The following is a 21,798-nucleotide window of genomic DNA, read 5'->3' as shown; positions in this document are numbered from 1 at the left end:
GGGATTGATGGCAAAGTTTAAAGGACTGCTGGGCCTGCTTACAGGCAATGTGTTGGCACAGGCTATTTACATAGCTGCCATTCCGATCATCGCTCGCATATATACACCTGATCAAATTGGCGAATTGACGTTGTTAATATCCATTCTGGCCATAATAAATGTGTTTGCGACACTCAAGTTGGAATTGGCTCTGCCTATTGAATCAAATAATAGCCGATTAATCAATTTATTAGTTGCTTGTCTGCTAATTTTAACTGCCATCACCCTTCTGACTTTCATAGGGGTACATCTCGTATGGAGCTATAAGATTTATGCCGAAAGCATTTGGATATATCTGCTTCCGGTCATGCTGTTTGGTGAAGGTCTATATAATCTGGCGATTTATTATTCGATACGGTTACAAAATTACAAAGGGATCGCTGTAAGCAAGTTCAGCAAAAGTTTACTGACGAACGGCTCCCAAATAACATTTGGCACATTAAACAGCGGTTCCCTTTCACTCGTAGCAGGCGATATTTTTGGCAGGCTGTTGGGGGCCAATAGACTCTTAAAAAATATATTCGATTTACTGAAAGAAAATAGAAAATCAATCTCAAAAAAGCGAGTATTGGAGTCTGTAAAATTTCATAGGAAATTCCCGCTGCTTTCAAGTGTCTCGGCGTTTTTCAATAGTTCTGCACTGCAGATGTTCCCGATTTTCCTGGGGATGATGTACAGCAATTACTATTTGGGATTATTTGCAATGGGGCAAAGGATATTGATATCACCAATGACATTAATATCACAAGCAGTGGGACAGTTTTTTTTAGGTAATGCTACTGAATTAGTGAGGGAAGGGAATATCCATAAGCTTAAATTAACTTTTTACCGTTATGCCATTTCATTGTTTGGCATCAGCCTTGTCATTGTATTATTGGTCGTACTCTTTAGTGAAAAGTTAATTTTTCTGTTTCTCGGCAGTCAGTGGCATGAAACAAAAGAAGTAATAAAATTAATTTCATTCATGGTGGTTATCCAATTTTCGGTAAGCCCGCTATCTCAAATACTGAACATATTAAAAAAACAAGAGCTGCAATTTATATGGGATCTGACCAGATTTATATTCGTTGTTGGTACATTAATATGTATTAAACAATTTAATTTGGAGTTCCATCAAAGCATTTTAATTTATAGTATTTTAGTAACATCTACATACTTGTTATTATTGGCTCTTATTACTGCTGTTCTTAATAGAGTTGACCATAGTAAGAGTGACCGCATTGTTCATAAAAAATCGATGTGAGCAATGAGTGTATACTGACAAAATGAAAAAAGGTAATCATTTATTATGACACAAACCATTGTTAGAGTTGTTTTCTCATTTGAATTTATATTTACATTATTCCTCTTCGCAGGAAGGTATAAAGGCGACCCAAGATTTCAATGGGTTCCTTTTGATTTAACTTTATTTTTTTTGATATGTAGCATAGCCATATCAATTTGGATTCTCATCAACCAAAAATTTCACTTTAGAAAAAACGCACTGGCTATTCTTGCTATTTATTTTTGTTTATCCATTTATGCTCTGCTTACTTTGGTATGGTCTCCCAGCTATGTGTACGGGTTCGAGAAAGCTCTTCACCTGTTTACTCTTATTTTTTGGGCTTTTGCCGGTGCCGTAATTATTATTGCGCAGGATAGGGAACGAGTAAAAAGGTTCTTTATTTCCATATTTTTATTGTCTTTTTGGATGTTAATGGAGAGTGTACTATTTTTAGGTGAAAATGAATCAGCGTTCCTTAATGTGTTGGGAGGTAACTACTTAGGAGTTGGAAGGATCCTTAGTCTGGGGGTTATCTTAATCTCCGTATTCATCTTAATGAGGAAAAATAATAAAAAAACGACTATCTTTGGTCTGTTTCTTTTAACTGCTTATTTATATGTCATGTTTGTATCCGGTGGAAGAGGCCCCTTGGTATCTCTAGTACCATTGCTTATACTTCTGGCTTATGTCTCTTTTAATAAGCAGGGCGGTCAGCTGGCCTTGACCAAAAAGTTTATTCCTTCCGCTTTGGCTGTATTCTTGGCCGTGATCGGTATCATCAATTTACTTAATAGCGATAAAGTCCCCCAAGGCCTTAAGAGGTTCTTACTCTTATTCGAAGGTAACTCGATGGGGGACAGTGCAGACACCCGATTATATTTTTATGCACAGAGCTTTGATTTATGGAAGGAAAGCTTTTTCTTTGGGAATGGAATTGGGAGCTGGCCGGTCATGATGGGCATTGGCGACAAAAGAGGTTATCCTCATAATATTTTTTATGAAGTAGGCTCAGAACTGGGAGTCATCGGGCTGGCTGTTTTAGTGATCCTTATGTACATGAGTATTCATATGCTCTTTACTAATTTCAAACAAGATATATATAAAGCGGCCATTCTCATGTTATTTCTCAGCATGTTCATTAATACGATGGTCAGCGGAGATTTATCAGACAACAGGTTTTTATTTACAACGCTGGGATTGATGTGCTATCAAAATTCCTTCAAGCAAACTACGAATGTAATGAATAATCGGCTTATAGAGGAGAGAGGTCTGAACAATTGAGAGTTTGCCATTTAACATCTGTCCATTCTCATACAGATACAAGAATCTTTATCAAAGAATGCCAATCATTGGCGAGAGCAGGGTACGAGGTGCACCTGGTGGCTCCAGGTGCGCCTTCCGCTGTTTTGGAAGAAGTTCATGTTCATGGAATTGAAAAGGAAGAAAGCAGCCGGTTAAAACGGATGGCAAAAGCAATGGACAAGGTATATAAAAAAGGACTTGAGATTGATGCAGATGTTTACCACTTCCATGATCCCGAATTAATTCCAGTCGGATTAAAGTTAAAGAAAAAAGGAAAAAAAGTCATTTACGATGTACATGAAGATGTACCTAGACAAATTTTGAATAAATCCTGGCTGCCGTTCAAATCGCAAAAAGTGATCTCCAAACTGTTTGAAACCTATGAAGAAAAAGCTTCGAAGAAGTTCGATCTGTTAATTACGGCTACTGCTTTTATACGGGACAGATTTTTGGATATCAAAGCAAATGCTGTGGATGTTAATAACTTCCCGATATTGAATGAATTAAAAACAGATGATGTTTCGTGGGAAAGCAAAGAAAGCTCGGTATGCTATGTGGGCGGTATCTCTAAAGTCAGGGGCGTTGAAGAGATGGTCAGAGCCATGGAAATGACTGAGGGAATCAGCTTGCTTATGGGAGGAAACTTCATACCCCCTAATGGAAAAGAAGAGGTCATGAAATATAAAGGCTGGAACAAAGTGAAGCATCTTGGTTTTCTAAATCGGATGGAAGTTAAAGGAGTATACCAGAGATCAATCGCAGGTCTGGTTCTCCTTCATCCCAGAATCAATTATATGGACGCACTGCCGGTAAAAATGTTCGAATATATGGCTGCGGGGATTCCGGTCATTGCTTCCAATTTCCCCGTATGGAAAAGTATTGTCGAAGGAAATGATTGTGGATTGTGTGTGGATCCACTGAATCCAAAGGAAATTGCGGAGGCAATCACTTTCATGAAAGAAAACCCCGGTGATGCTGAAAGGATGGGCCAAAATGGCCGTAAAGCTGTTGAAAACATTTATAACTGGGAACAAGAGAGTATAAAGTTAATAGATGCTTATGAGAAATTGAGATGATTTGGAGATGAGGACTTGAAAATTCCAATGCTAGATTTAGGTGAACAGTATCAATCGATGAAAGAAGAAGTCATGAGTGTGCTGGATGAGGTGATGTCCTCCTCCAGGTTTATATTAGGAGACAATGTGAAGAAGCTTGAAACGGATGTTGCCGAGTACAGCAGTGCGGGTTATGGAATCGGTGTGGGAAATGGCAGTGATGCCATTCATATTGCATTGCAGGCTGCCGGGGTCGGAGAAGGTGACGAGGTGATCACCACAGCTTTTACATTTTTTGCAACGGGAGGTTCAATAGTACGTACGGGTGCAACACCGGTGTTTGTGGATATTGATCCTGTCACTTTTAATATTGATCCTGCCAAAATAGAATCTGCAATTACAGAAAAGACAAAAGCTGTGATCCCAGTCCATTTGTACGGGCAAATGGCAGATATGGGAGCGATTAAAGCGATAGCCGAGAAATATGATCTTATCATTGTCGAAGACGCCGCCCAAGCCATTGGGGCAAAGCAGAATGGCAAAAATGTCGGAGAGCTTGGAGCAGCGGCGACATATAGCTTTTTCCCTACAAAAAATCTAGGGGCATATGGTGACGGAGGAATGATCGTCACAAATGACGAAGAACTGGCAGAAAAAGCAAAAGTGATTCGTGTCCACGGAAGCAAGCCAAAATATTATCATCATGTACTTGGGTATAATAGCAGGCTGGATGAGCTTCAAGCTGCCATATTGAATGTAAAGTTCCCTTACCTAGATGCCTGGTCGCAAGCCCGCAGGCAAAAAGCAAAATATTATACTGATAAACTGGCTGAACATTTACAGGGAGTGATCCAGACGCCGATTCAAAAGGATGGAAATTATCATGTATTTCATCAATATACGCTGCGCGTCCCAAATCGGGATGAATTGCAGGAATACTTGAAGAACCAAGGTATTGCCACAATGATCTATTATCCGTGTCCACTTCATATGCAACCCGTATTTAAAGACTTGGGTTATACTGAAGGAGACTTGCCTGAATCAGAGAAAGCGGCAAGAGAAGCCATTTCATTACCGATGTATCCTGAATTAAAACAAGAAGATCAAGATTACATAATAGAAAAGATAATAAAATTCTATAAGCAGCCGGTCGGAGCTTCCACCTTGGAAAGCGATATTCAATTTATATAAACAATCATATAAGCCGTCTTAATTAGGGGGAGGAAAAAGAATGAACACTACCGTTCAAAGTGGCCAAAATGTTGTAATCGGTCAAAATGTATCATTAGGTGACGATGTAATAATCGGTAACAACGTGGTTATATATGAGGGAACGCAAATTGGAAACCGCGTAATTATTCAAGACAATGTTGTGATTGGAAAGCAGCCCACACGGGCAAAAGCATCAATTTTACCCGAAACAAAACACCTTCCCCCAACTGTAATAGGCGACGGAGTAACAATTGGGACTTCATCCATCATTTATGCAAATGCAAATATAGGTGATGAAGCTTTTGTTGCCGATCTTGCCACGATTCGCGAACGTGTATCTATAGGGGAAAGAACAATTGTCGGACGTGGTGTTGCGGTGGAGAACGATTGTAAAGTGGGCTCTTATTGTAAGCTCGAGACAAATTGCTATATCACGGCATATTCACAGCTCGAAGACCATGTATTTATCGCACCGTGTGTAGTGACGACAAATGATAACTACATGGCCAGAAGCAAAGAACGCTACGATAAATTTAAAGGCGTCACGGTGAAGACCGGCGGCCGGATCGGAGCTAACTCTACAATACTTCCAGGCAAAATCATCCATGAAGACGGTACAGTCGGTGCGGGAAGCATTGTATCAAGAGATGTGGAAAAGGAATCTTTAGTTGTCGGATCCCCTGCTAAGGAGATTAGAAAAGTAGCTGAAAATCAGTTGCTGAGAAACCAATAAGGATGTTATAAATGAATATTTGGATATTTAACCACTACGCCAGGACTCCAAAGCAAAGCGGCGGTACAAGACATTTTGAACTCGCTTCTTACTTGGTCAAAAAAGGGTGCTCTGTAACAATATTTGCTTCCTCTTTCAGTCATAACAAAAAAGAGGAAATGATTACTTACAATTCACAACGATACCAAGTCGAATATATAGACGGAGTAAAGTTTGTCTGGTTAAAAACGATACCTTACAAAAACAGCCTTAAGAGAATAATGAATTTCATCAGCTACTCAGTTAATGCATATAAAGTAGCCATGAAAGATTTTAAAGACGAGAAGGTTGACCTGATCATAGGTTCGACAGTACATCCCTTGGCAGCATTGGCTGCCTATTTTGTTTCAAAAAAATTGAATGCCAAATTTTATTTTGAAGAACGGGACTTATGGCCGCAGACATTCATTGACTTTGGAAAACTGAAAGAGAAGAGCTTATTGAGCAGGGTATTGTTTAAAGTGGAAAACTTCTTGTATCAAAAGGCGGATAAAATAATTGTGCTTTTTAACAAGGCGACAGATTATGTCGTTTCCAAAGGCGTCGAGAGAGATAAAGTGATTTATTTGCCAAACGGGGTCAATACCGGAAATCACCTTGACATCAAACCATCGCCGGAAGTAGACAAGATCTTCAGGGAAATCAATAACCGTTTCATCGTCATATATACAGGTTCCCATGGAATAGCAAATCATTTAAAACCAATATTGGATCTTGCCAAAACAACGTCAAAGTTGGATCCAAGCGGCAAGATCCATTTTCTGCTTGTTGGAAATGGACCTGTTAAAAAAGATTTAATAAAAGGTGCGTCCGATCTGAATTTAAAAAATATATCATTTGCCGATCCGGTAAAAAAGTCAGATATACCGTATTTACTGAGCAAAGCGGATGCAAGTTATATATCTATCATGGACAGTCCCCTCTATAAGTGGGGGTTCAGCATGAATAAGCTATATGATTATATGGCGGCGGGATTGCCTATTTTCATGTATTCCAATCCAGCTATTGTTGGTGAATATTCAAATTTAAAAGGTGCGATTGTTTCGAATGATAACGTTGAATTGGCAGAGCAAATAGTGAGGCTATCCAATGACAGCCAAATGATCGAGCAAATGAACCGATCTTTAAAAGTGCATGTCGAAGAGAATTACTCATGGAATAAATTGGGGCAAAGATTTTACAACGAATTTCAATTAGATAAGTGGGGTAAATATGACAGTAATAAAAAGACTGTTTGACTGCTTGACTGCTGTGATTGCATTGATCATCTTATTGCTCCCAATGGGCATCATAAGTTTATTGGTCTTGTACAAGATGGGCTCACCTGTTTTATTCATACAGACGAGGGCCGGCCAGCATGGAAAACCGTTTAAAATATACAAGTTTAGGACGATGCTGAACCTAAAGGACAAAAATGGGAATTTACTTCCAAATGATCAACGGGAAACCCGGTTTGGAAAAGCATTAAGAAAAACAAGCCTGGATGAGCTGCCTCAATTGATCAATATTTTAAAAGGCGATATATCTTTGGTAGGGCCACGACCTTTATTAATGGAGTATGTACCACTCTACAATAAGGAGCAAAAAAGACGACTGGATGTCAAGCCGGGATTAACCGGCTGGGCACAAATAAATGGCCGCAATGCGATCACATGGAAGGAAAAATTCAAGTATGATATTTGGTATGTAGATAACTGGAGTATATTCCTTGATTTGAAGATCCTGTTTATGACCTTTATAAAGGTAGTGAAGTCAGAAGGGGTTAACTCTGATACAAATCAAATGGTAAAGAGGTTTACCGGAACCGAGGATGAATAAATGGTGAAAATTCCTACTTATATTATTGGTACCGGCGGGCTTGGGAAAGGTGTCCTTGAAACAATTAAAATGATTGATTTAAGAGATCGGAACTGGGACCTTGCCGGTTTTATTGATGATAACATTGAAAATTCACATGTACATGTGGGTGGCTTACCTGTTGTGGGGGATACAGATTTTCTATTAACGATCAATGATACGTCAAATGTCGTTATCGCCATAGCAAATCCGATTGTAAAAGAGAAGATCCATAAAAAACTATCAACAAATTCCCGTTTGTTATTTCCGAATGTTATCCATCCTACAGTTACGTTAAACCCAACAGTGAAAGTAGGGTACGGGAATATCATTTCTGAACATACGGCCATTTCTGCGGATGTGGAAATTAACAATTTTACTTTGGTTCATTTTAATTCTACGATTGGCCATGATATAAAAATTAAAGATTATGCAACGATCTATCCCGGAGGAAATCTCTCGGGATTTTCTATTTTAGGGGAAAAATCACAGATTGGAAGCAATGCTTGTGTCTTACAGAATGTGAAAGTCGGAGTCAGCGCAACCGTTGGAGCCGGCGCACTGGTGAACAAGGATGTGTGTGACAATACGACGGTTGCAGGCGTTCCGGCCAAGCTGCTTAGAAGTGAGTGGGTGACAACATGATCAAGCTTTATGACCCCTTCGTAATGAACGTCGGGGAAATCACCAGGAATCGCCTGTTTTTTATAGCGGATAAGCTGCTGAAAAAAAATATCTACAGCCAAATCAAAGATGTTGAAAAAGCGACAGTGGATCCTGATATAGAACATCAAATGAAACGTATCATCAGGCATGCTGTTCATCATGTCCCTTATTATTCTGCTTTTAAAGATGCTGAAAACTTGAGCGACCTGCCAGTCATAGACAAACAAATAATCCGTGAAAATATGGGATTTTTTATCCCAAACAATGTAACTAAAGACGAACTGATAAAAGTGACAACATCAGGTTCCTCCGGAACCCCCATGTCTTTTTATAGAACGAGTGAAAAGAAAGTTAGACAAATCGCGGAAGTGATCTATTTGGGAAGATCTGTGGGCTATTATTTCGGCATGAAACACGGCTTTATTCGAGCGACTCATCCGAAGGGGAGATTAAATTTACTTTTGCAGAATGAAATACACATCGATCCGACAAATCTATCAGAAACAAACCTTGAAGAGATTCGCCAAAAAGTTAAATCGCTGAAAATGATCATCGGCTTTCCTTCCACCTTATATGAAATAGCTTTATTTTGTTTGAAAAAAGGAGACAAGCCAAGCGATTTCAAGTTAAAGGGCATCATATGCACGGCTGAACCTTTACTTGATAAGCAAAGGTCTTTCATCGAAAAAGCCTTTGGATGTCCGATTCAAGTTCGATATGCCACAGAAGAATTGGGCTTGGTTGCTGTCCAACACCCGGATGATGCCGGTTATCGGATCAATGAGGCCTCCTTTTTTGTTGAAATATTAAAGCTCGACGATGATACCCCGTGTGCAGAAGGAGAAGAGGGACGGATCGTAGTGACGGATTTCTATTCGTTCGGAATGCCATTAATACGATATGACACAGGTGACCTGGGTACGATGCAAACACGGCTGAAGGGCAAAAAGAAAACTCCTTATTTAAGCTCCATTTCCGGAAGGAAAATTGAATTGATTTATTCGCCGTCCTGCGAGAAAATCTCCCCGTTTTCTATAAACGTAAAAATGAAAGATGTAGAAGGGGTAAAAAAATTCCAGTTTATCCAAAAAGGCAAGAACGATTATGTAATGAATGTCATTCCTGACTCATCATTCTTCAATGAAGAACAAGTCATGAATATTTTGCGCGATATTTTGGGAGAAGACGCCGATATACGGTTGATTCCAGTCGAGGACATACCAACCTTGGCATCAGGAAAAACGCCATACATTGTCAATGAATACATTAAAACATGAAGATGAAGAGAGGAAGAACATGGAGCGAAGAAAAAAATTAACGCAAAACTTGAAGCCTTCGTGGGTTTGGGCAATTGCCTTCGGATCATCCATTGGATGGGGAGCGTTTATACTCCCGGGGGACTGGATCAAGAGTGCCGGTGCATTGGGGGCGATCATCGGATTACTCATAGGGGCGGCAGTGATGATGCTCATTGCAGTCAGCTATGGGGTACTTATTAAGAAGTATCCTGTCTCCGGCGGGGAGTTTGCCTATGCTTTCTTGAGCGCAGGGAAAAATTGGTCATTTATCACAGGATGGTTTTTGGCTCTCGGCTATATATGTATTGTCGCCTTGAACGCTTCAGCTTTTTCATTGTTATTAAAATACCTGTTTCCTTCTTTCATGAAGCAATTTTATCTTTACCAAATTGCAGGATGGGATGTTTTTTTGCCGGAAGTTATCATATCTTCCGCTGTCATCCTGTTTTTCGCCTATCTGAATGTCAAAGGAAGCGGTCTGTCAGGAAGATTACAATTTATCTTTTCGATCGTATTAATCGCAGGCGTTGCCGTAATGGGAGTATACACCTTTCTTTTTGCAGACTTTCCACTTGAAAATATGCAGCCTTATTTTGCTGAAGATAAATCAAGCTTCATTTCTATTCTCGTTATATTAGCGGCCGCACCATGGGCATACGTCGGTTTCGATAATGTACCACAAGCCGCGGAGGAGTTTGAATTCTCGCCGAAAAAAGCTTTCAGTCTGATTATCCTGTCTTTATTGGCATCAGGTCTGGTATATGCAACGATGATCGGCGTGACTGCGTGGACATTTGCAAAAGGAGACATTCCAAATCAATCTAATCTTTGGCTGACAGGCGATATTATATACTCTTCCTTCGGTACAGCAGGTGTCGTAATCCTTGCCATTGCCATATGTATGGGGATTTTTACTGGATTGAACGGATTCATGCATTCCTCCAGCCGCTTGCTGTTTGCCATGTCCCGTGCGAAAACTTTGCCAAACTTTTTTTCTGATTTGCATCCTATTTATAACACACCGCACAAGTCAATCTGGTTTGTGGCCATTTTCACGTTGCCAAGCGTCTGGTTTGGGAGAGAAGCATTGTTGTGGATTGTAGACATGTCTTCTACGGGAGTGTCTGTTGCGTACTTTTTCACATGCTTTGCCGCCTATCAAGTTTTAAACTGGTCCGGGCATAACAGTAAAAAGGAAGTAAATCCCCTGAAGAAAAGTGTGGCATTATTAGGTGCTGTTTTCAGCCTCACGTTCTTAGTATTATTATTAGCGCCTGGTTCCCCGGCCCAATTAAAACTGCCATCGATGATAGCGTTGGTTGTGTGGGTTATTTTAGGGATTTTATTTCTCGTCAGCGTCTATCAAAAATTCAAAGCGCTCAGTACGGAAGAAATGAAGTATTACATCTTGGGACAATATAAGGATTTATAACCCAGAAGAGAGGCGAATAAAATGTCATTACCTAAAATTCTGCTTTCCCCTCCCCATCTGAGCGGAAATGAAGAAAAATATATTGAGCAAGCGATAAAGACAAATTGGATTGCACCTCTGGGACCAAATGTGGATGCGTTCGAGAGGGAGCTGTCCCAATATGTCGGTTCAAAAGGAGCAGCAGTAACAAGCTCGGGTACAGCCGCGATACACTTGGCTTTGGAGTTGTTAGATGTTGGCCAGGGAGATAAGGTTTTCTGTTCTTCTTTTACATTTGTAGCAAGTGCCAATCCGATATTGTACCAGGGAGCGGAACCGGTATTCATTGATTCGGAGCCTGACACATGGAATATGAGTCCTCATGCATTGGAAAGGGCTCTTGAAGATGCACAATCAGATGGAGAGCTGCCGAAGGCAGTGATTGTGGTCAATTTATATGGACAAAGTGCCAAAATGGATGAAATTGTTTCTCTTTGCAATCAGTATGGTGTGCCAGTCGTAGAAGATGCCGCTGAATCGCTGGGTTCAGAATATAAAGGGAAGAAAAGTGGAACCTTTGGGAAATTCGGTATTTATTCTTTTAACGGAAACAAGATCATCACAACATCCGGAGGCGGAATGCTTGTTTCTGATGATGAGGAAGCCCTGGACCGGGCAAGGTTTCTGGCGACCCAGGCGCGAGAGCCAGCGCTACATTATGAGCATTGCCACATGGGTTACAACTATCGCTTGAGTAATATTCTCGCTGGTGTGGGGCGTGCTCAACTGGAAGTATTGGACGACCGGGTAGCTGCCCGAAGAAGGATATTCGAACGCTATGTTGATGCTCTTGCAGATATACCGGGAATCGAATTAATGCCAGAACTTGAGGGTACGCTTTCCAACCGATGGCTGACAACATTTACTATCGATCCGGATGTCAGCCCGGTGAAAACGGATAAGATCATTCAGGAAATGGGCGAGCGGAATATTGAATCCCGTCCACTCTGGAAACCGTTGCATTTACAGCCTTTATTTAAAGGTGCACGCTTTTATCCTCATGAGGAAGACAATGTTGTTTCAGAACAATTATTTGCTAGTGGCCTCTGTTTGCCATCAGGCTCCAGCATGTCGGACGAAGATCAGGATAGAGTCATTGATGCGATAAAGAACAGTGTTCGAAAGCAGCTTGCTTCTTTCGTTACTTCTTAACTGTAGTAGTACCCCCCCTTAATATGGGGGAAATTACCAGTAAGGAAGAAAATGATTTTTTACAATCAACCATCCAGGCATCGATCCTGATGCCTGAGTCCCTCATTTAATAGAGTCAGGGGGAAAAATGTCTAAAAAAAAGATATTCATCCTATTATTGATTGCATTAGTATTACTGTTTTTTTGGAACAATCCTATGAAAAAAGAACAAGAACATGAGTGGATTACACAAAGTTTGTATGATGAATGGTATGAGCGCCAGCCGACTTGGTCCATCAAAGAGTTTCCCAAACAAGGAAAACAGTTTAATGGACATCAATATGCCTGGTCTTGGAGCTATGTCGCCAATTCTTTAATTGATATGTATAAGGCCACCGGAGATGAAAAGTATTTGGACCAGCTCGTTCCACAGGTCGAATATATTTTCACGCAGACTGATCAGAAGCTGGGGATAGAGAGTTATACCAACTCCGGTTTGTATTTGCCAGCCTGGTCAGATGGAGGTCATTTTACATCCGGGAAGTTTAATTATATATATCCCGTTCATACGGGGATGATCATACTTCCTATTTTGCGATTTGTAGATACGGTGAAAGAGAATCATATTACCAAATATATGGAAACGGCCGATAGATTTCTATTGGAAAGCGGGAAAGCATTAGCCATACATAATCAACAAAAGATGTGGATAGACTTTTCGGCAAATGAAGGTTTTTACATGGGCCATTCTTACGGAAACGGAATTGTGTCTGAAGCCGATAAAATCGGAATTCCCAATAGAATATTCGCCTATTTAGCTGCATGCGGCCTGTACGATAAGCTTACGGGTGAAAATATATATACGGAACAAATTGAAAAAAGCCTCCGTTATTTTAAACAATCATTGGTGAAATATGATGAAGAATTTGATTCATATTATTGGAGTTATTGGGATTACTCCAATGCAGAAAACTGGGAAGATATTAGCCACGCTGCATTGACTGTATATGGAATATTTATTCTGCATGAAGAGGCTGGCTTTAAGGTGTTCAAAAAGAAAGACTTTGAAAAATTTAAGAATATTGTCTTTAAAATTGTAAGTGAAGATGCCCCTACTAAAGTCAGGAAATTTATTCACCCATTAAAGAATGAACAAAAAAGCTACTATACACCAAAAGAAAGCAAATATTACTTTTTTGCCCTTAGGTGGTCCTTTCTTGGTCTATATGATGAAAAAGTGCTGGAAAGATTAGATGATGTGTATGAGGGGCTGTATTATCAAAACAAAGTCAACAGTACAGGATTGTTTAGTATTGCATTGTATCTTTCCGTAAAAGAGAAATTAAAAGATTGATAAATAACAAATGATTGAGTAATGCACACATAAAAAAATAAAAACGGACGATTCTTATAGGATTGTCCGAATTTACTGATGGGAGGCAATTTAATAATGGATGACAAGGGATCGAATGACATTTCATTGCAAGAATTATTGCAGTTATTATATGAAAAAGGATATTCTGAAGAAATAACTTTAAATGAATTAATTGAAGATGCAGGGGCTATGATGCGAATGATGTTAAGGACACATCATCTTGATACTGCATGTAGAATGATCCCTCAAGTTGATAAAGAAATGGAAATCAACAGCATTGTCAATGACTAACAAGTAATCCTCGAAATTTTCGCCAATATTCTTCCTCGAGATATACCCGTTTTCGCTGGGCTGCGGGAATTCACCTGCCTTGATAAAGATGAAGCCTCATATGTCTATTAAATCACATTCAATTCTCTTTTAGCTTCTATTTACTAGCTGTTAATTAGCTTGATAGAACAGCCAGGTGTTCTCATTGGATGATTTACTCTATCCTTCTTTTAGCAGCCGGATTATTTTATGCCATTTAAAAAGGTCCAGCCCCCGGCTGAACCTTCTCCTTACTCCGCTATAAAGTAATCCTTCAAATAGTTAAACCATACTTCATGTCCTTTTTCATTGGGAGCACCCTGCTTATCCTGCAAATAGGTGCGAAGCTCCTCATTCTCTTGATCAGGCCACACGGACCAATGATCCAAGTAGTCAAGCCCCTCTGAATTGGCAAAGTCCTTCAATTGTCCGACCTGCTCTGGATAGAACGTCGCATTATGGATTGGATGCGGTGGCTGCAGTACGACAACAGCATCCTCGTTTGCCTTTTTCACAGCGGAAATAAAAGTTTTAATGTTTTCATGGTTGTCCTCCACTTCGACATTCCCATTGTCATTCAATGTAAAAGGCTCGAACAGCACAAAATCAGGCCCGAACCCGGCCACTTCTTCAGCGTGCCCATTGTTGATGAATTCGTCAGACCTCTCCGCATATTCAAAGATTCCGACTTCAACAGTGTCGTCATAGGCATTGCCCAATGCATCCTCCAACATAACGGACCATCCGCCATCCTCCTTACCGATAGATTCAGAGCCGACGAAAGCAATTTTATAAGGCTTTCCTTGAGTAACAGACTTGTTAAAAGTACCCTGTGCTTCCTTTGGCCAGTTTGCTGCAATAGCCAGCACATCTGCATCCGTCGTGACAGGCTTCTCAGCTTTTTCCTCGACATCATTGGTTGGTTTTTCCTCCACTTTAGCCGCCGGAACGATGGCGCTTGTCTTTCCTTTCCAGTAGTTATGGGCAGCAGCGATAAAGATAATTGTTGCCAAAACGGCTAATATGGTAATGAACTTTCGCATATGAATCCCCCTGTATCTCTTTGTAAATTCACTGTTAAAAACTTGTAAAATATGTAAAGTATGTAATCATTCTGATAAAAACGTCTAGCTTTTTTCTATTATACGACATATAATCTTATTTAGCGGTTAATTTTTCCAAAAAACCTATGTTTTAACATGCCATAAATTTAAAAGTTTGTCTAGGAGGATAACATGGAAGAAACAATCAGCCTAAGAGAGCTTATGGAGACTATCCGGAAGCGTCTCAATTTAATCGTGCTCATCACAATGGCAGCTGTCCTGATCAGCGGGATTGTCAGTTATTTTGTCATAACCCCAATCTATCAGTCTTCAACTCAACTTTTGGTGAATCAGGCAAAAAGTGACCAGCCAATGTACAATCCAGGGGAGATTCAAACAAACCTGCAGCTGATTAATACTTATAACGTCATTATGAAAAGTCCGGCAATTTTGGATCAAGTCAATGAGGACTTGGATTTAGAAATGACAGTAAGCCAGTTAAATGAAAAAATCACCGTCCAAAGTGAAAAAGATTCGCAGGTTGTCAATGTAACCGTACAAGATCCAGATCCAAACAAGGCAGCCGAAATTGCCAATCAGGTAGCAACAGTGTTTCAAAAAGAAATTGTAGATATCATGAACGTCGATAACGTCAGTATACTGGCAAAAGCAGAAGTAGGAGAAAATCCATCACCAGTTAAACCCCAGCCACTTCTTAACATGGCGATTGCTTTTATTGTAGGACTTATGGCGGGGGTAGGAATAGCCTTCTTATTAGAATATCTTGATAATACGATCAAAACTGAGCAGGACGTAGAGAAAATGTTGGAACTTCCTATTCTTGGTGTCATTGCTACATTTGAAGAGCAGGACATGCAGGGGACGTCCAGAACAGAGAGAAAACCAAGTTTGAGAGGTGAGACCGTTGGTTCGAAGTAGTAAAACTAAAAAAGCCATACAATCGACAAGGCGAAAACTCATTACAAAGCTGAATCCAAGATCCCCAATTTCTGAGCAGTATCGGACAATTCGAACAAACATTGAATTCTCATCTGTAGATGAAGAAATTCGCAGCATCATGGTCACATCATCAGGACCTGGTGAAGGAAAATCAACTACAACGGCCAACTTGGCGGTTGTTTTTGCTCAGCAAGGGAAACGGGTGTTGCTCATTGATGCGGATCTCCGTAAACCAACTGTGCACTATACATTTGGAATTACCAACACATTTGGCTTAACAAATGTTCTGACACGTCAAATGGAACTGATAGATGCTATTAAAACCACGGACGAAGAGCTGCTCCATGTCCTGCCTTCCGGACCGATTCCTCCCAACCCTGCGGAATTATTAAGCTCCAAAGGAATGAAGGAGTTTTTTGAAGAAGCAAAAGATGCATATGATATGGTCATTTTCGACACGCCTCCGGTTTTAGCAGTCACAGATGCTCAAATTTTGTCGAATCAATGTGACGGAACTGTGCTTGTCATTTCAAGTGGAAAAACTGAGATTGAAGCGGCTACGAAAACAAAAGAGTTGCTCGAAGCGGCCAATGGCAAGGTTTTAGGTATCGTTTTGAACAATAAAAAGATGGCGAAAAACGACAATTATTACTATTATTATGGGGCAAATTGACTATTCGACAATGTTCGCTATTTACTAATTGGTAAAATCTAGTAAAATGGTAATGTATCAATAATATCTATACAAAAGGGGAGGAAACCGCAGTGATAGATATACATTGTCATATATTGCCTGGTATCGATGACGGCGCTGCTGATTTTACAGAGAGCCTGCTCATGGCTCAAAAAGCTCAGGAGGAAGGCATTAAGAAAATCATTGCAACGCCCCATCATCAAAATGGAAAATATAATAATTTCAAAGAAGATATATTACAAAAGACAATTGAATTGAACGAATATCTCCAATCGGAGCAGATCAATGTAGAAATTTTACCTGGACAGGAGACACGAATATATGGAGAATTTGTCGAAGACTTCGATAATGGAGAAATTTTAACTTTATCCAATGTATCCCACTATGTATTTATTGAACTCCCGTCAGGCCACGTGCCGCGGTATACAGAACAACTATTGTTCGATTTACAGATGAAGGGACTCACACCTGTCATCGTGCATCCTGAAAGAAACTCCGAATTAATTGAACAGTCAGATAAACTATATAAAATGGTGAAAAACGGAGCTGCCACCCAGATTACAGCTGCAAGCTTCGTCGGATATTTTGGGAAAAAGATTCAGAAATTCACTGCTGATTTAATTGAGGCAAACCTCACTCATTTTGTAGCATCAGACGCACACAACACAACCAACCGAACGTTTAAAATGGAAGAAGCATTAGAGACAGTAAAACAGCAATACGGAACTGATCTCTTATTTATGTTTCTAGACAATGCAGAAGCGATTATAGAAGAAAAAGATATATTTAGAGAGATTCCTGAAAGAGTTAAAAAGAAGAAACTTTTCGGTCTTTTTTAATTTAACAAATATTGGGAAGTTTTCGGTAATGCCTCCTATCCGTTATCAATGGAGACACTCGGCCATACCGTGGGTGGGACGGAAATCTTAACCTTAGACGCCAGTCGTCAATGGTATGGTGTGAGGATGGGTTGGATGCCCATTTTTATCTTTATTTTCTAAAACGATAAACTAAATGTCTAATGAAAGTGTACATATGTGTGCGTTTTCATTAGACATTTATTTTTAAGGGGGATAAATATTGAAAAAAGTAAGAAAGGCTATTATTCCTGCAGCTGGGTTAGGTACAAGGTTTTTACCTGCAACAAAGGCCATGCCCAAGGAAATGTTGCCAATCGTCGATAAGCCGACTATTCAATATATTGTTGAAGAAGCTGTAGCTTCCGGAATCGAGGATATCATTATTGTAACAGGTAAAGGAAAACGTGCAATTGAAGATCATTTTGATAATAACTTCGAACTTGAACAAAACTTGATTGATAAAGAAAAATATGACCTGCTAGATAAAGTAAGACAATCATCACAAGTAGATATACATTACATCAGGCAAAAAGAACCAAAAGGCCTAGGACATGCTGTTTGGTGTGCTCGTAAATTTATAGGAAATGAACCTTTTGCTGTCCTTCTTGGCGATGATATTGTCCGAAGCGAAACACCGTGCTTACGGCAACTCATAAATCAACATGAAGAAACACTTTCATCTATCATTGGTGTCCAGCAAGTTTCTGATAAGGAAACACATCGCTATGGGATTGTGGACCCGTACACTCAAGAAGGACGTTTACACCAAGTGAATAATTTTATAGAAAAACCAGAGCCTGGAACGGCGCCTTCCAATTTAGCAATAATGGGGCGTTACATATTAACTCCTGAAGTCTTCATGTTCCTTGAAAAACAAGAAAAAGGAGCCGGAGGTGAGATTCAACTAACGGATGCGATACAGCAACTAAATCAAATTCAAAGAGTGTTTGCATATGACTTTGAAGGTAAACGATATGACGTGGGGGAGAAGTTGGGGTTTGTACAGACAACAATTGAAATGGCTCTAGAAAATGAGGAATTAAGATCAGAATTAATGAAAATAATGTATCGTTTGGTTGAAGAGAGAGAAAAAGTATTAGATTAAAGGTGGGAATGTGGTGTGTCGGAAATGGAAATAATGACTGATGAACGGTCAACAATTCAGTATGAACGAGTCCAGTTAAAAGATAAGCCGTATTATCAAATCTCAAAAAGAGTATTAGATGTTATAGGATCATTATTAGGTTTTCTCATTCTATCATGGCTGTTTATTCTTGTAGCAGTTTTAATAAAAGTAGAAGACCCCAAAGGGCCTATTTTTTTTAAGCAAACTAGAGTAGGGAAAGACGGAAAAGAGTTTTATATGTTTAAATTTCGCTCGATGATAACCAATGCTGAGGACCTTCTTGGGGAGCTTCTCAAATATAATGAAGTATCAGGCGCGATGTTTAAAATGAAAAATGACCCGAGAATTACAAAAGTTGGTAAAGTCATCAGAAAAACAAGTATTGATGAACTTCCGCAGTTATGGAATGTCTTAAAGGGTGATATGAGCTTAGTTGGCCCTAGACCTCCACTTCCTAGAGAAGTTAAAGAGTATACTAATTATGATAAGCAACGGTTGCTGGTAGTTCCAGGGTGTACAGGTCCTTGGCAAGTTAGCGAAAGAAATAGTGTTGGCTTTGCAGAAATGGTTGAGATGGATTTAGAATATATACAAAAGAGAAGTTTGATAATTGATTTAAAAATTATTTCTAAAACTACTTTGGTTTTATTTGGGTCTAAAAATGCATCTTAATGGCCTCTACTAAATTTTACCAATGATGCAAATGTTTTGAGGAAGTCAATTGAGTATAGAAAAAAGCTAAGCATTAAAGGCTTTTTATAGAGCTGAAATAGATGATTGAAGGTAAATTAAAAGTGAAAAAAAATTTTTTGTTTATGAGCTTCACATTATTTTTGCGATTATTTACTAATGTTATTATATTTATTATTTTAGCAAGGCTATGGAGTGTTGGTGACTTTGGAAAATTCATGTATGCATTTACTTTATCTACATTATTTGTATTAATAGTAGACTATGGATTTTCACTGAAGTTAGTAAAAGACATAAGCCTTAATACAGAAAAGGCAAACCAATTACTTGGTAAAAGTTTTTGGTCAAAAGTTTGGTTATCAATTATAGCAGTTATTTTTTTTCTAGGTTTGTCTAAGATATTATTTGACGATTTTTATACTTTTATACTATCTCTAATACTATTGTTAACTGCGATTATTAATTCCTTTTCAATCCATTTTATATTGCCATTTCGAGCACTAAATAGGTTTGAAATAGAAACAAAAGCAAGTTTAATACATTCTGTGATATTTGTCTTATGCATGGCAATATTGCTTTTCTTTGATCCATCTTTATTACAAACTGCAATAGCTTTTTTCTTAATAAGAATTATTAATTTGGGCATATCTTTGTCCTTTACAAAGCGGTTCCTTGGATTATTTTTTAAACATATAAAAGGGTCCTGGAAGTATTTAATCTCAAACAGTCCCTTTGCTATACATTTAATTTTGGGAACCCTATATTTTCAAATAGACACGATTTTAATCCAAAGATTTTTAGGTAACGAAGAGGTAGGTTACTATCAGGCTGCAATGAGGTTTATTATTGGATCATTAACTTTGATGGATGCTTTAAGTCAAGCTTCTCTCCCGAAAATAAGTCGCAGTTTTATGTCCCATAAAGAGTTAATTAACTTATCAAAGTCTATTAATGAAAAAGCAATTATGCTAGGGAGCACTATAACACTATTTTTGGCGTATTTTAATTTAGAGATTATCTATTTTTTTTACGACGTGGATTTTTCGGAATCAGTCCAAATTCTATGGTTATTGTCGATAGTCGTATTTCTAAGATATTTAACAACTATATATGGCGTAATAATTACGGTTATTGACAAACAAAAAATAAGGGCTTTGATATCATTAATAGCTTTGATATTAAGTGTATTATTTAATGTTATATTTATTCCAATTATGGGTATTAAAGGTGCAATCCTGAGTTTAATTCTCACATCAAGCTTAATCTTATTATTGTATATTCTGATTTCATATATGACTATAAAAGATTGCTTGTTATCAAAAAAATACTTTTCTATTCTAATAATAACGGTATTTGGTTGGGGCTTAACTTGTTTTAATGTTAATCTTGAAATACGAATAATAATTATTTTAATTCTTTCTTGTTTCTACCTTGGAGTACTGTTAAAAAAGAGAACAAAAGAGGGATATTATTAATGAAGAAAGTTGCTTTGTTAGGTGCATTTGATAGGTTTAATTACGGAGATCTCTTGTTTCCGATAATCTTAGAAAAGTATTTGAAAGAAAACTTGAAAATTCAATGCGAATTTGAATATTACGGACTGATTCAAAGTGATTTAACTTCTTTAGGTGGAAAAAAAACTAATGCAATAGATGAACTTTACTTAAATAATGCTTTTAAAAAAGATGATTGCTTAATTTTAGTTGGCGGCGAAATGCTTGGCGCAACCTGGTATCAGATGATTCTTTGTTTGATAGAAAGCAAGTTTTTGAGCTTTTCATATAAGGTAGCGAAAAAGTTAACAAGCGAAAAAAGAGTAAGCAACTTTTTACAGAAAAAGATGAATGTGCCGAATAGCCTGCCATGGGTTATCAATCCCGAGAATTTTGATGCCCCAGTCAAAGTCATGTATAATGCGGTAGGCGGTTCAAGTATACCAGCACTACATAATTCCGAAAAGCATTATCTATCCCAAGCAATGGAAAGAGCTAAGTATATTTCAGTAAGGGATAAAATAAGTAAGGATAACCTTGAAAATGCATCTGTGAATAAAAGGAAAATTAAAGAGTTTCCTGACTCAGCAATTATTATGTCTGATATGTTTCAGAAAGAACAATTACCTACTAAATTCAACAAGGAAGCACTGAACTGGTTAAATAAAAATAAACCATATCTAGTATTCCAGGTAAATAATGATATTGGAAAAAATAAAGTGAACTTAATAGGAAAACAATTATTGGATATCCATAATAAAACTGGTTTTGAAATAGTTTTATTACCGATTGGTACAGCTGCAAATCATGAAGACCACATACCACTTAAAAAGATTTATGATTATTTGGGCCGCCCTTCATTTGTGTTCCTACCCCAAAAAGAAAATATATATGAAATAATGGGATTAATAGCATACTCACAAATATATATTGGTACAAGTCTTCATGGGGCTATAACAGCACTTTCTTATAATGTTCCCCACTTAGCATTTACGGACACTATTACAAAGTTAATTGAATTTATTAAAACTTGGGAACCGGAAGAAGGATTAATATACACAAATGTGAATGATATGTCTAATAATATCATGGAAAAGGTCAAAACATTTAATACTGGGAAATCTAAACGTTACACATTTACTTTAAAAAAGTTAGCGTATGAAAATTTAGAATCGATGAGAAGATGTATTGAAGGATAAGGG

The 21,798-nt window shown here is 38.4% G+C and carries 21 protein-coding genes; 20 read left to right on the top strand and 1 reads right to left on the bottom strand.

The genetic code is table 11. The annotated features are described in order from the left end of the window. Positions 1-7: 7 nt before the first annotated feature. The 13 genes from D4T97_RS10935 (at position 8) to D4T97_RS10875 (ending at position 13,712) form a co-directional block, all read left to right on the top strand. The gene (locus D4T97_RS10935) at positions 8-1,282 is read left to right on the top strand and encodes a lipopolysaccharide biosynthesis protein (protein WP_164525543.1); all 1,275 of its coding nucleotides are present in this window, start codon (positions 8-10) and stop codon (positions 1,280-1,282) included. 453 nt (positions 1,283-1,735) lie between these two features. Then, positions 1,736-2,584, top strand: a complete 849-nt coding sequence (locus tag D4T97_RS10930; protein WP_164525542.1) for an O-antigen ligase family protein — start codon at positions 1,736-1,738, stop codon at positions 2,582-2,584. Continuing rightward, the gene (locus D4T97_RS10925) at positions 2,581-3,681 is read left to right on the top strand and encodes a glycosyltransferase family 4 protein (protein WP_126050596.1); all 1,101 of its coding nucleotides are present in this window, start codon (positions 2,581-2,583) and stop codon (positions 3,679-3,681) included. Before D4T97_RS10930 ends, D4T97_RS10925 begins: the two co-directional genes overlap by 4 nt. Before the next feature lie 15 nt (positions 3,682-3,696). After that, positions 3,697-4,851, top strand: coding sequence for a DegT/DnrJ/EryC1/StrS family aminotransferase (locus tag D4T97_RS10920; protein WP_126050594.1), 1,155 nt, complete (start codon positions 3,697-3,699; stop codon positions 4,849-4,851). A gap of 40 nt (positions 4,852-4,891) precedes the next feature. After that, positions 4,892-5,605: an N-acetyltransferase gene (locus D4T97_RS10915; RefSeq protein ID WP_126050592.1), complete on the top strand. Its 714-nt coding sequence runs from the start codon at positions 4,892-4,894 to the stop codon at positions 5,603-5,605. Positions 5,606-5,616: 11 nt separating this feature from the next. Then, a complete protein-coding gene (locus D4T97_RS10910) occupies positions 5,617-6,882 on the top strand; it encodes a glycosyltransferase family 4 protein (RefSeq protein ID WP_126050590.1) in 1,266 nt (421 codons plus the stop codon). After that, positions 6,857-7,462, top strand: coding sequence for a sugar transferase (locus D4T97_RS10905; RefSeq protein ID WP_126050588.1), 606 nt, complete (start codon positions 6,857-6,859; stop codon positions 7,460-7,462). The genes D4T97_RS10910 and D4T97_RS10905 overlap by 26 nt, the downstream gene beginning before the upstream one ends. Continuing rightward, positions 7,463-8,125 (top strand): NeuD/PglB/VioB family sugar acetyltransferase, encoded by a 663-nt coding sequence (locus D4T97_RS10900; protein ID WP_126050586.1) that lies wholly within the window; start codon positions 7,463-7,465, stop codon positions 8,123-8,125. It abuts the gene before it with no gap. Next, positions 8,122-9,423, top strand: a complete 1,302-nt coding sequence (locus tag D4T97_RS10895; RefSeq protein WP_126050584.1) for a phenylacetate--CoA ligase family protein — start codon at positions 8,122-8,124, stop codon at positions 9,421-9,423. The genes D4T97_RS10900 and D4T97_RS10895 overlap by 4 nt, the downstream gene beginning before the upstream one ends. A gap of 19 nt (positions 9,424-9,442) precedes the next feature. Continuing rightward, positions 9,443-10,876 carry an APC family permease gene (locus D4T97_RS10890; RefSeq protein WP_126050988.1) on the top strand — a complete coding sequence of 478 codons (1,434 nt, stop codon included), beginning with the start codon at positions 9,443-9,445 and terminating at the stop codon, positions 10,874-10,876. A 21-nt stretch (positions 10,877-10,897) separates the two neighbouring features. Continuing rightward, positions 10,898-12,067: a DegT/DnrJ/EryC1/StrS family aminotransferase gene (locus tag D4T97_RS10885; RefSeq protein ID WP_126050582.1), complete on the top strand. Its 1,170-nt coding sequence runs from the start codon at positions 10,898-10,900 to the stop codon at positions 12,065-12,067. 127 nt (positions 12,068-12,194) lie between these two features. Then, the gene (locus tag D4T97_RS10880; protein ID WP_126050580.1) at positions 12,195-13,400 is read left to right on the top strand and encodes a hypothetical protein; all 1,206 of its coding nucleotides are present in this window, start codon (positions 12,195-12,197) and stop codon (positions 13,398-13,400) included. A gap of 96 nt (positions 13,401-13,496) precedes the next feature. Next, the gene (locus D4T97_RS10875) at positions 13,497-13,712 is read left to right on the top strand and encodes a hypothetical protein (RefSeq protein ID WP_126050578.1); all 216 of its coding nucleotides are present in this window, start codon (positions 13,497-13,499) and stop codon (positions 13,710-13,712) included. A gap of 269 nt (positions 13,713-13,981) precedes the next feature. On the opposite strand, the gene D4T97_RS10870 is transcribed toward D4T97_RS10875, so the two are convergent. Continuing rightward, on the bottom strand, positions 13,982-14,773 hold the full coding sequence (locus D4T97_RS10870) for an SGNH/GDSL hydrolase family protein (RefSeq protein ID WP_126050576.1): 792 nt from the start codon (positions 14,771-14,773) through the stop codon (positions 13,982-13,984). A 192-nt stretch (positions 14,774-14,965) separates the two neighbouring features. On the opposite strand from D4T97_RS10870, the gene D4T97_RS10865 reads away from it, so the two are divergent. The 7 genes from D4T97_RS10865 to D4T97_RS10835 all read left to right on the top strand — a co-directional run bounded on the left by D4T97_RS10865 (position 14,966) and on the right by D4T97_RS10835 (position 21,795). After that, entirely contained in the window at positions 14,966-15,712 is a 747-nt protein-coding gene (locus tag D4T97_RS10865; protein ID WP_126050574.1) for a YveK family protein, read from the top strand. Further along, on the top strand, positions 15,699-16,406 hold the full coding sequence (locus tag D4T97_RS10860; RefSeq protein WP_126050572.1) for a CpsD/CapB family tyrosine-protein kinase: 708 nt from the start codon (positions 15,699-15,701) through the stop codon (positions 16,404-16,406). Before D4T97_RS10865 ends, D4T97_RS10860 begins: the two co-directional genes overlap by 14 nt. A gap of 92 nt (positions 16,407-16,498) precedes the next feature. Then, positions 16,499-17,266, top strand: coding sequence for a tyrosine-protein phosphatase (locus tag D4T97_RS10855; protein WP_126050570.1), 768 nt, complete (start codon positions 16,499-16,501; stop codon positions 17,264-17,266). A 241-nt stretch (positions 17,267-17,507) separates the two neighbouring features. After that, positions 17,508-18,392: a UTP--glucose-1-phosphate uridylyltransferase GalU gene (gene galU, locus D4T97_RS10850; protein WP_126050568.1), complete on the top strand. Its 885-nt coding sequence runs from the start codon at positions 17,508-17,510 to the stop codon at positions 18,390-18,392. A 33-nt stretch (positions 18,393-18,425) separates the two neighbouring features. Then, entirely contained in the window at positions 18,426-19,085 is a 660-nt protein-coding gene (locus D4T97_RS10845) for a sugar transferase (protein WP_235872235.1), read from the top strand. 101 nt (positions 19,086-19,186) lie between these two features. After that, positions 19,187-20,578, top strand: coding sequence for a flippase (locus tag D4T97_RS10840; RefSeq protein ID WP_126050566.1), 1,392 nt, complete (start codon positions 19,187-19,189; stop codon positions 20,576-20,578). Then, positions 20,578-21,795 (top strand): polysaccharide pyruvyl transferase family protein, encoded by a 1,218-nt coding sequence (locus D4T97_RS10835; RefSeq protein WP_126050564.1) that lies wholly within the window; start codon positions 20,578-20,580, stop codon positions 21,793-21,795. The genes D4T97_RS10840 and D4T97_RS10835 overlap by 1 nt, the downstream gene beginning before the upstream one ends. Positions 21,796-21,798: the final 3 nt, after the last annotated feature.

The organism is Siminovitchia acidinfaciens, assembly GCF_003605385.1.
GTDB classification, from domain to species: domain Bacteria; phylum Bacillota; class Bacilli; order Bacillales; family Bacillaceae_C; genus Siminovitchia; species Siminovitchia acidinfaciens.
This window is presented reverse-complemented; position numbering and strand designations above follow the sequence as displayed.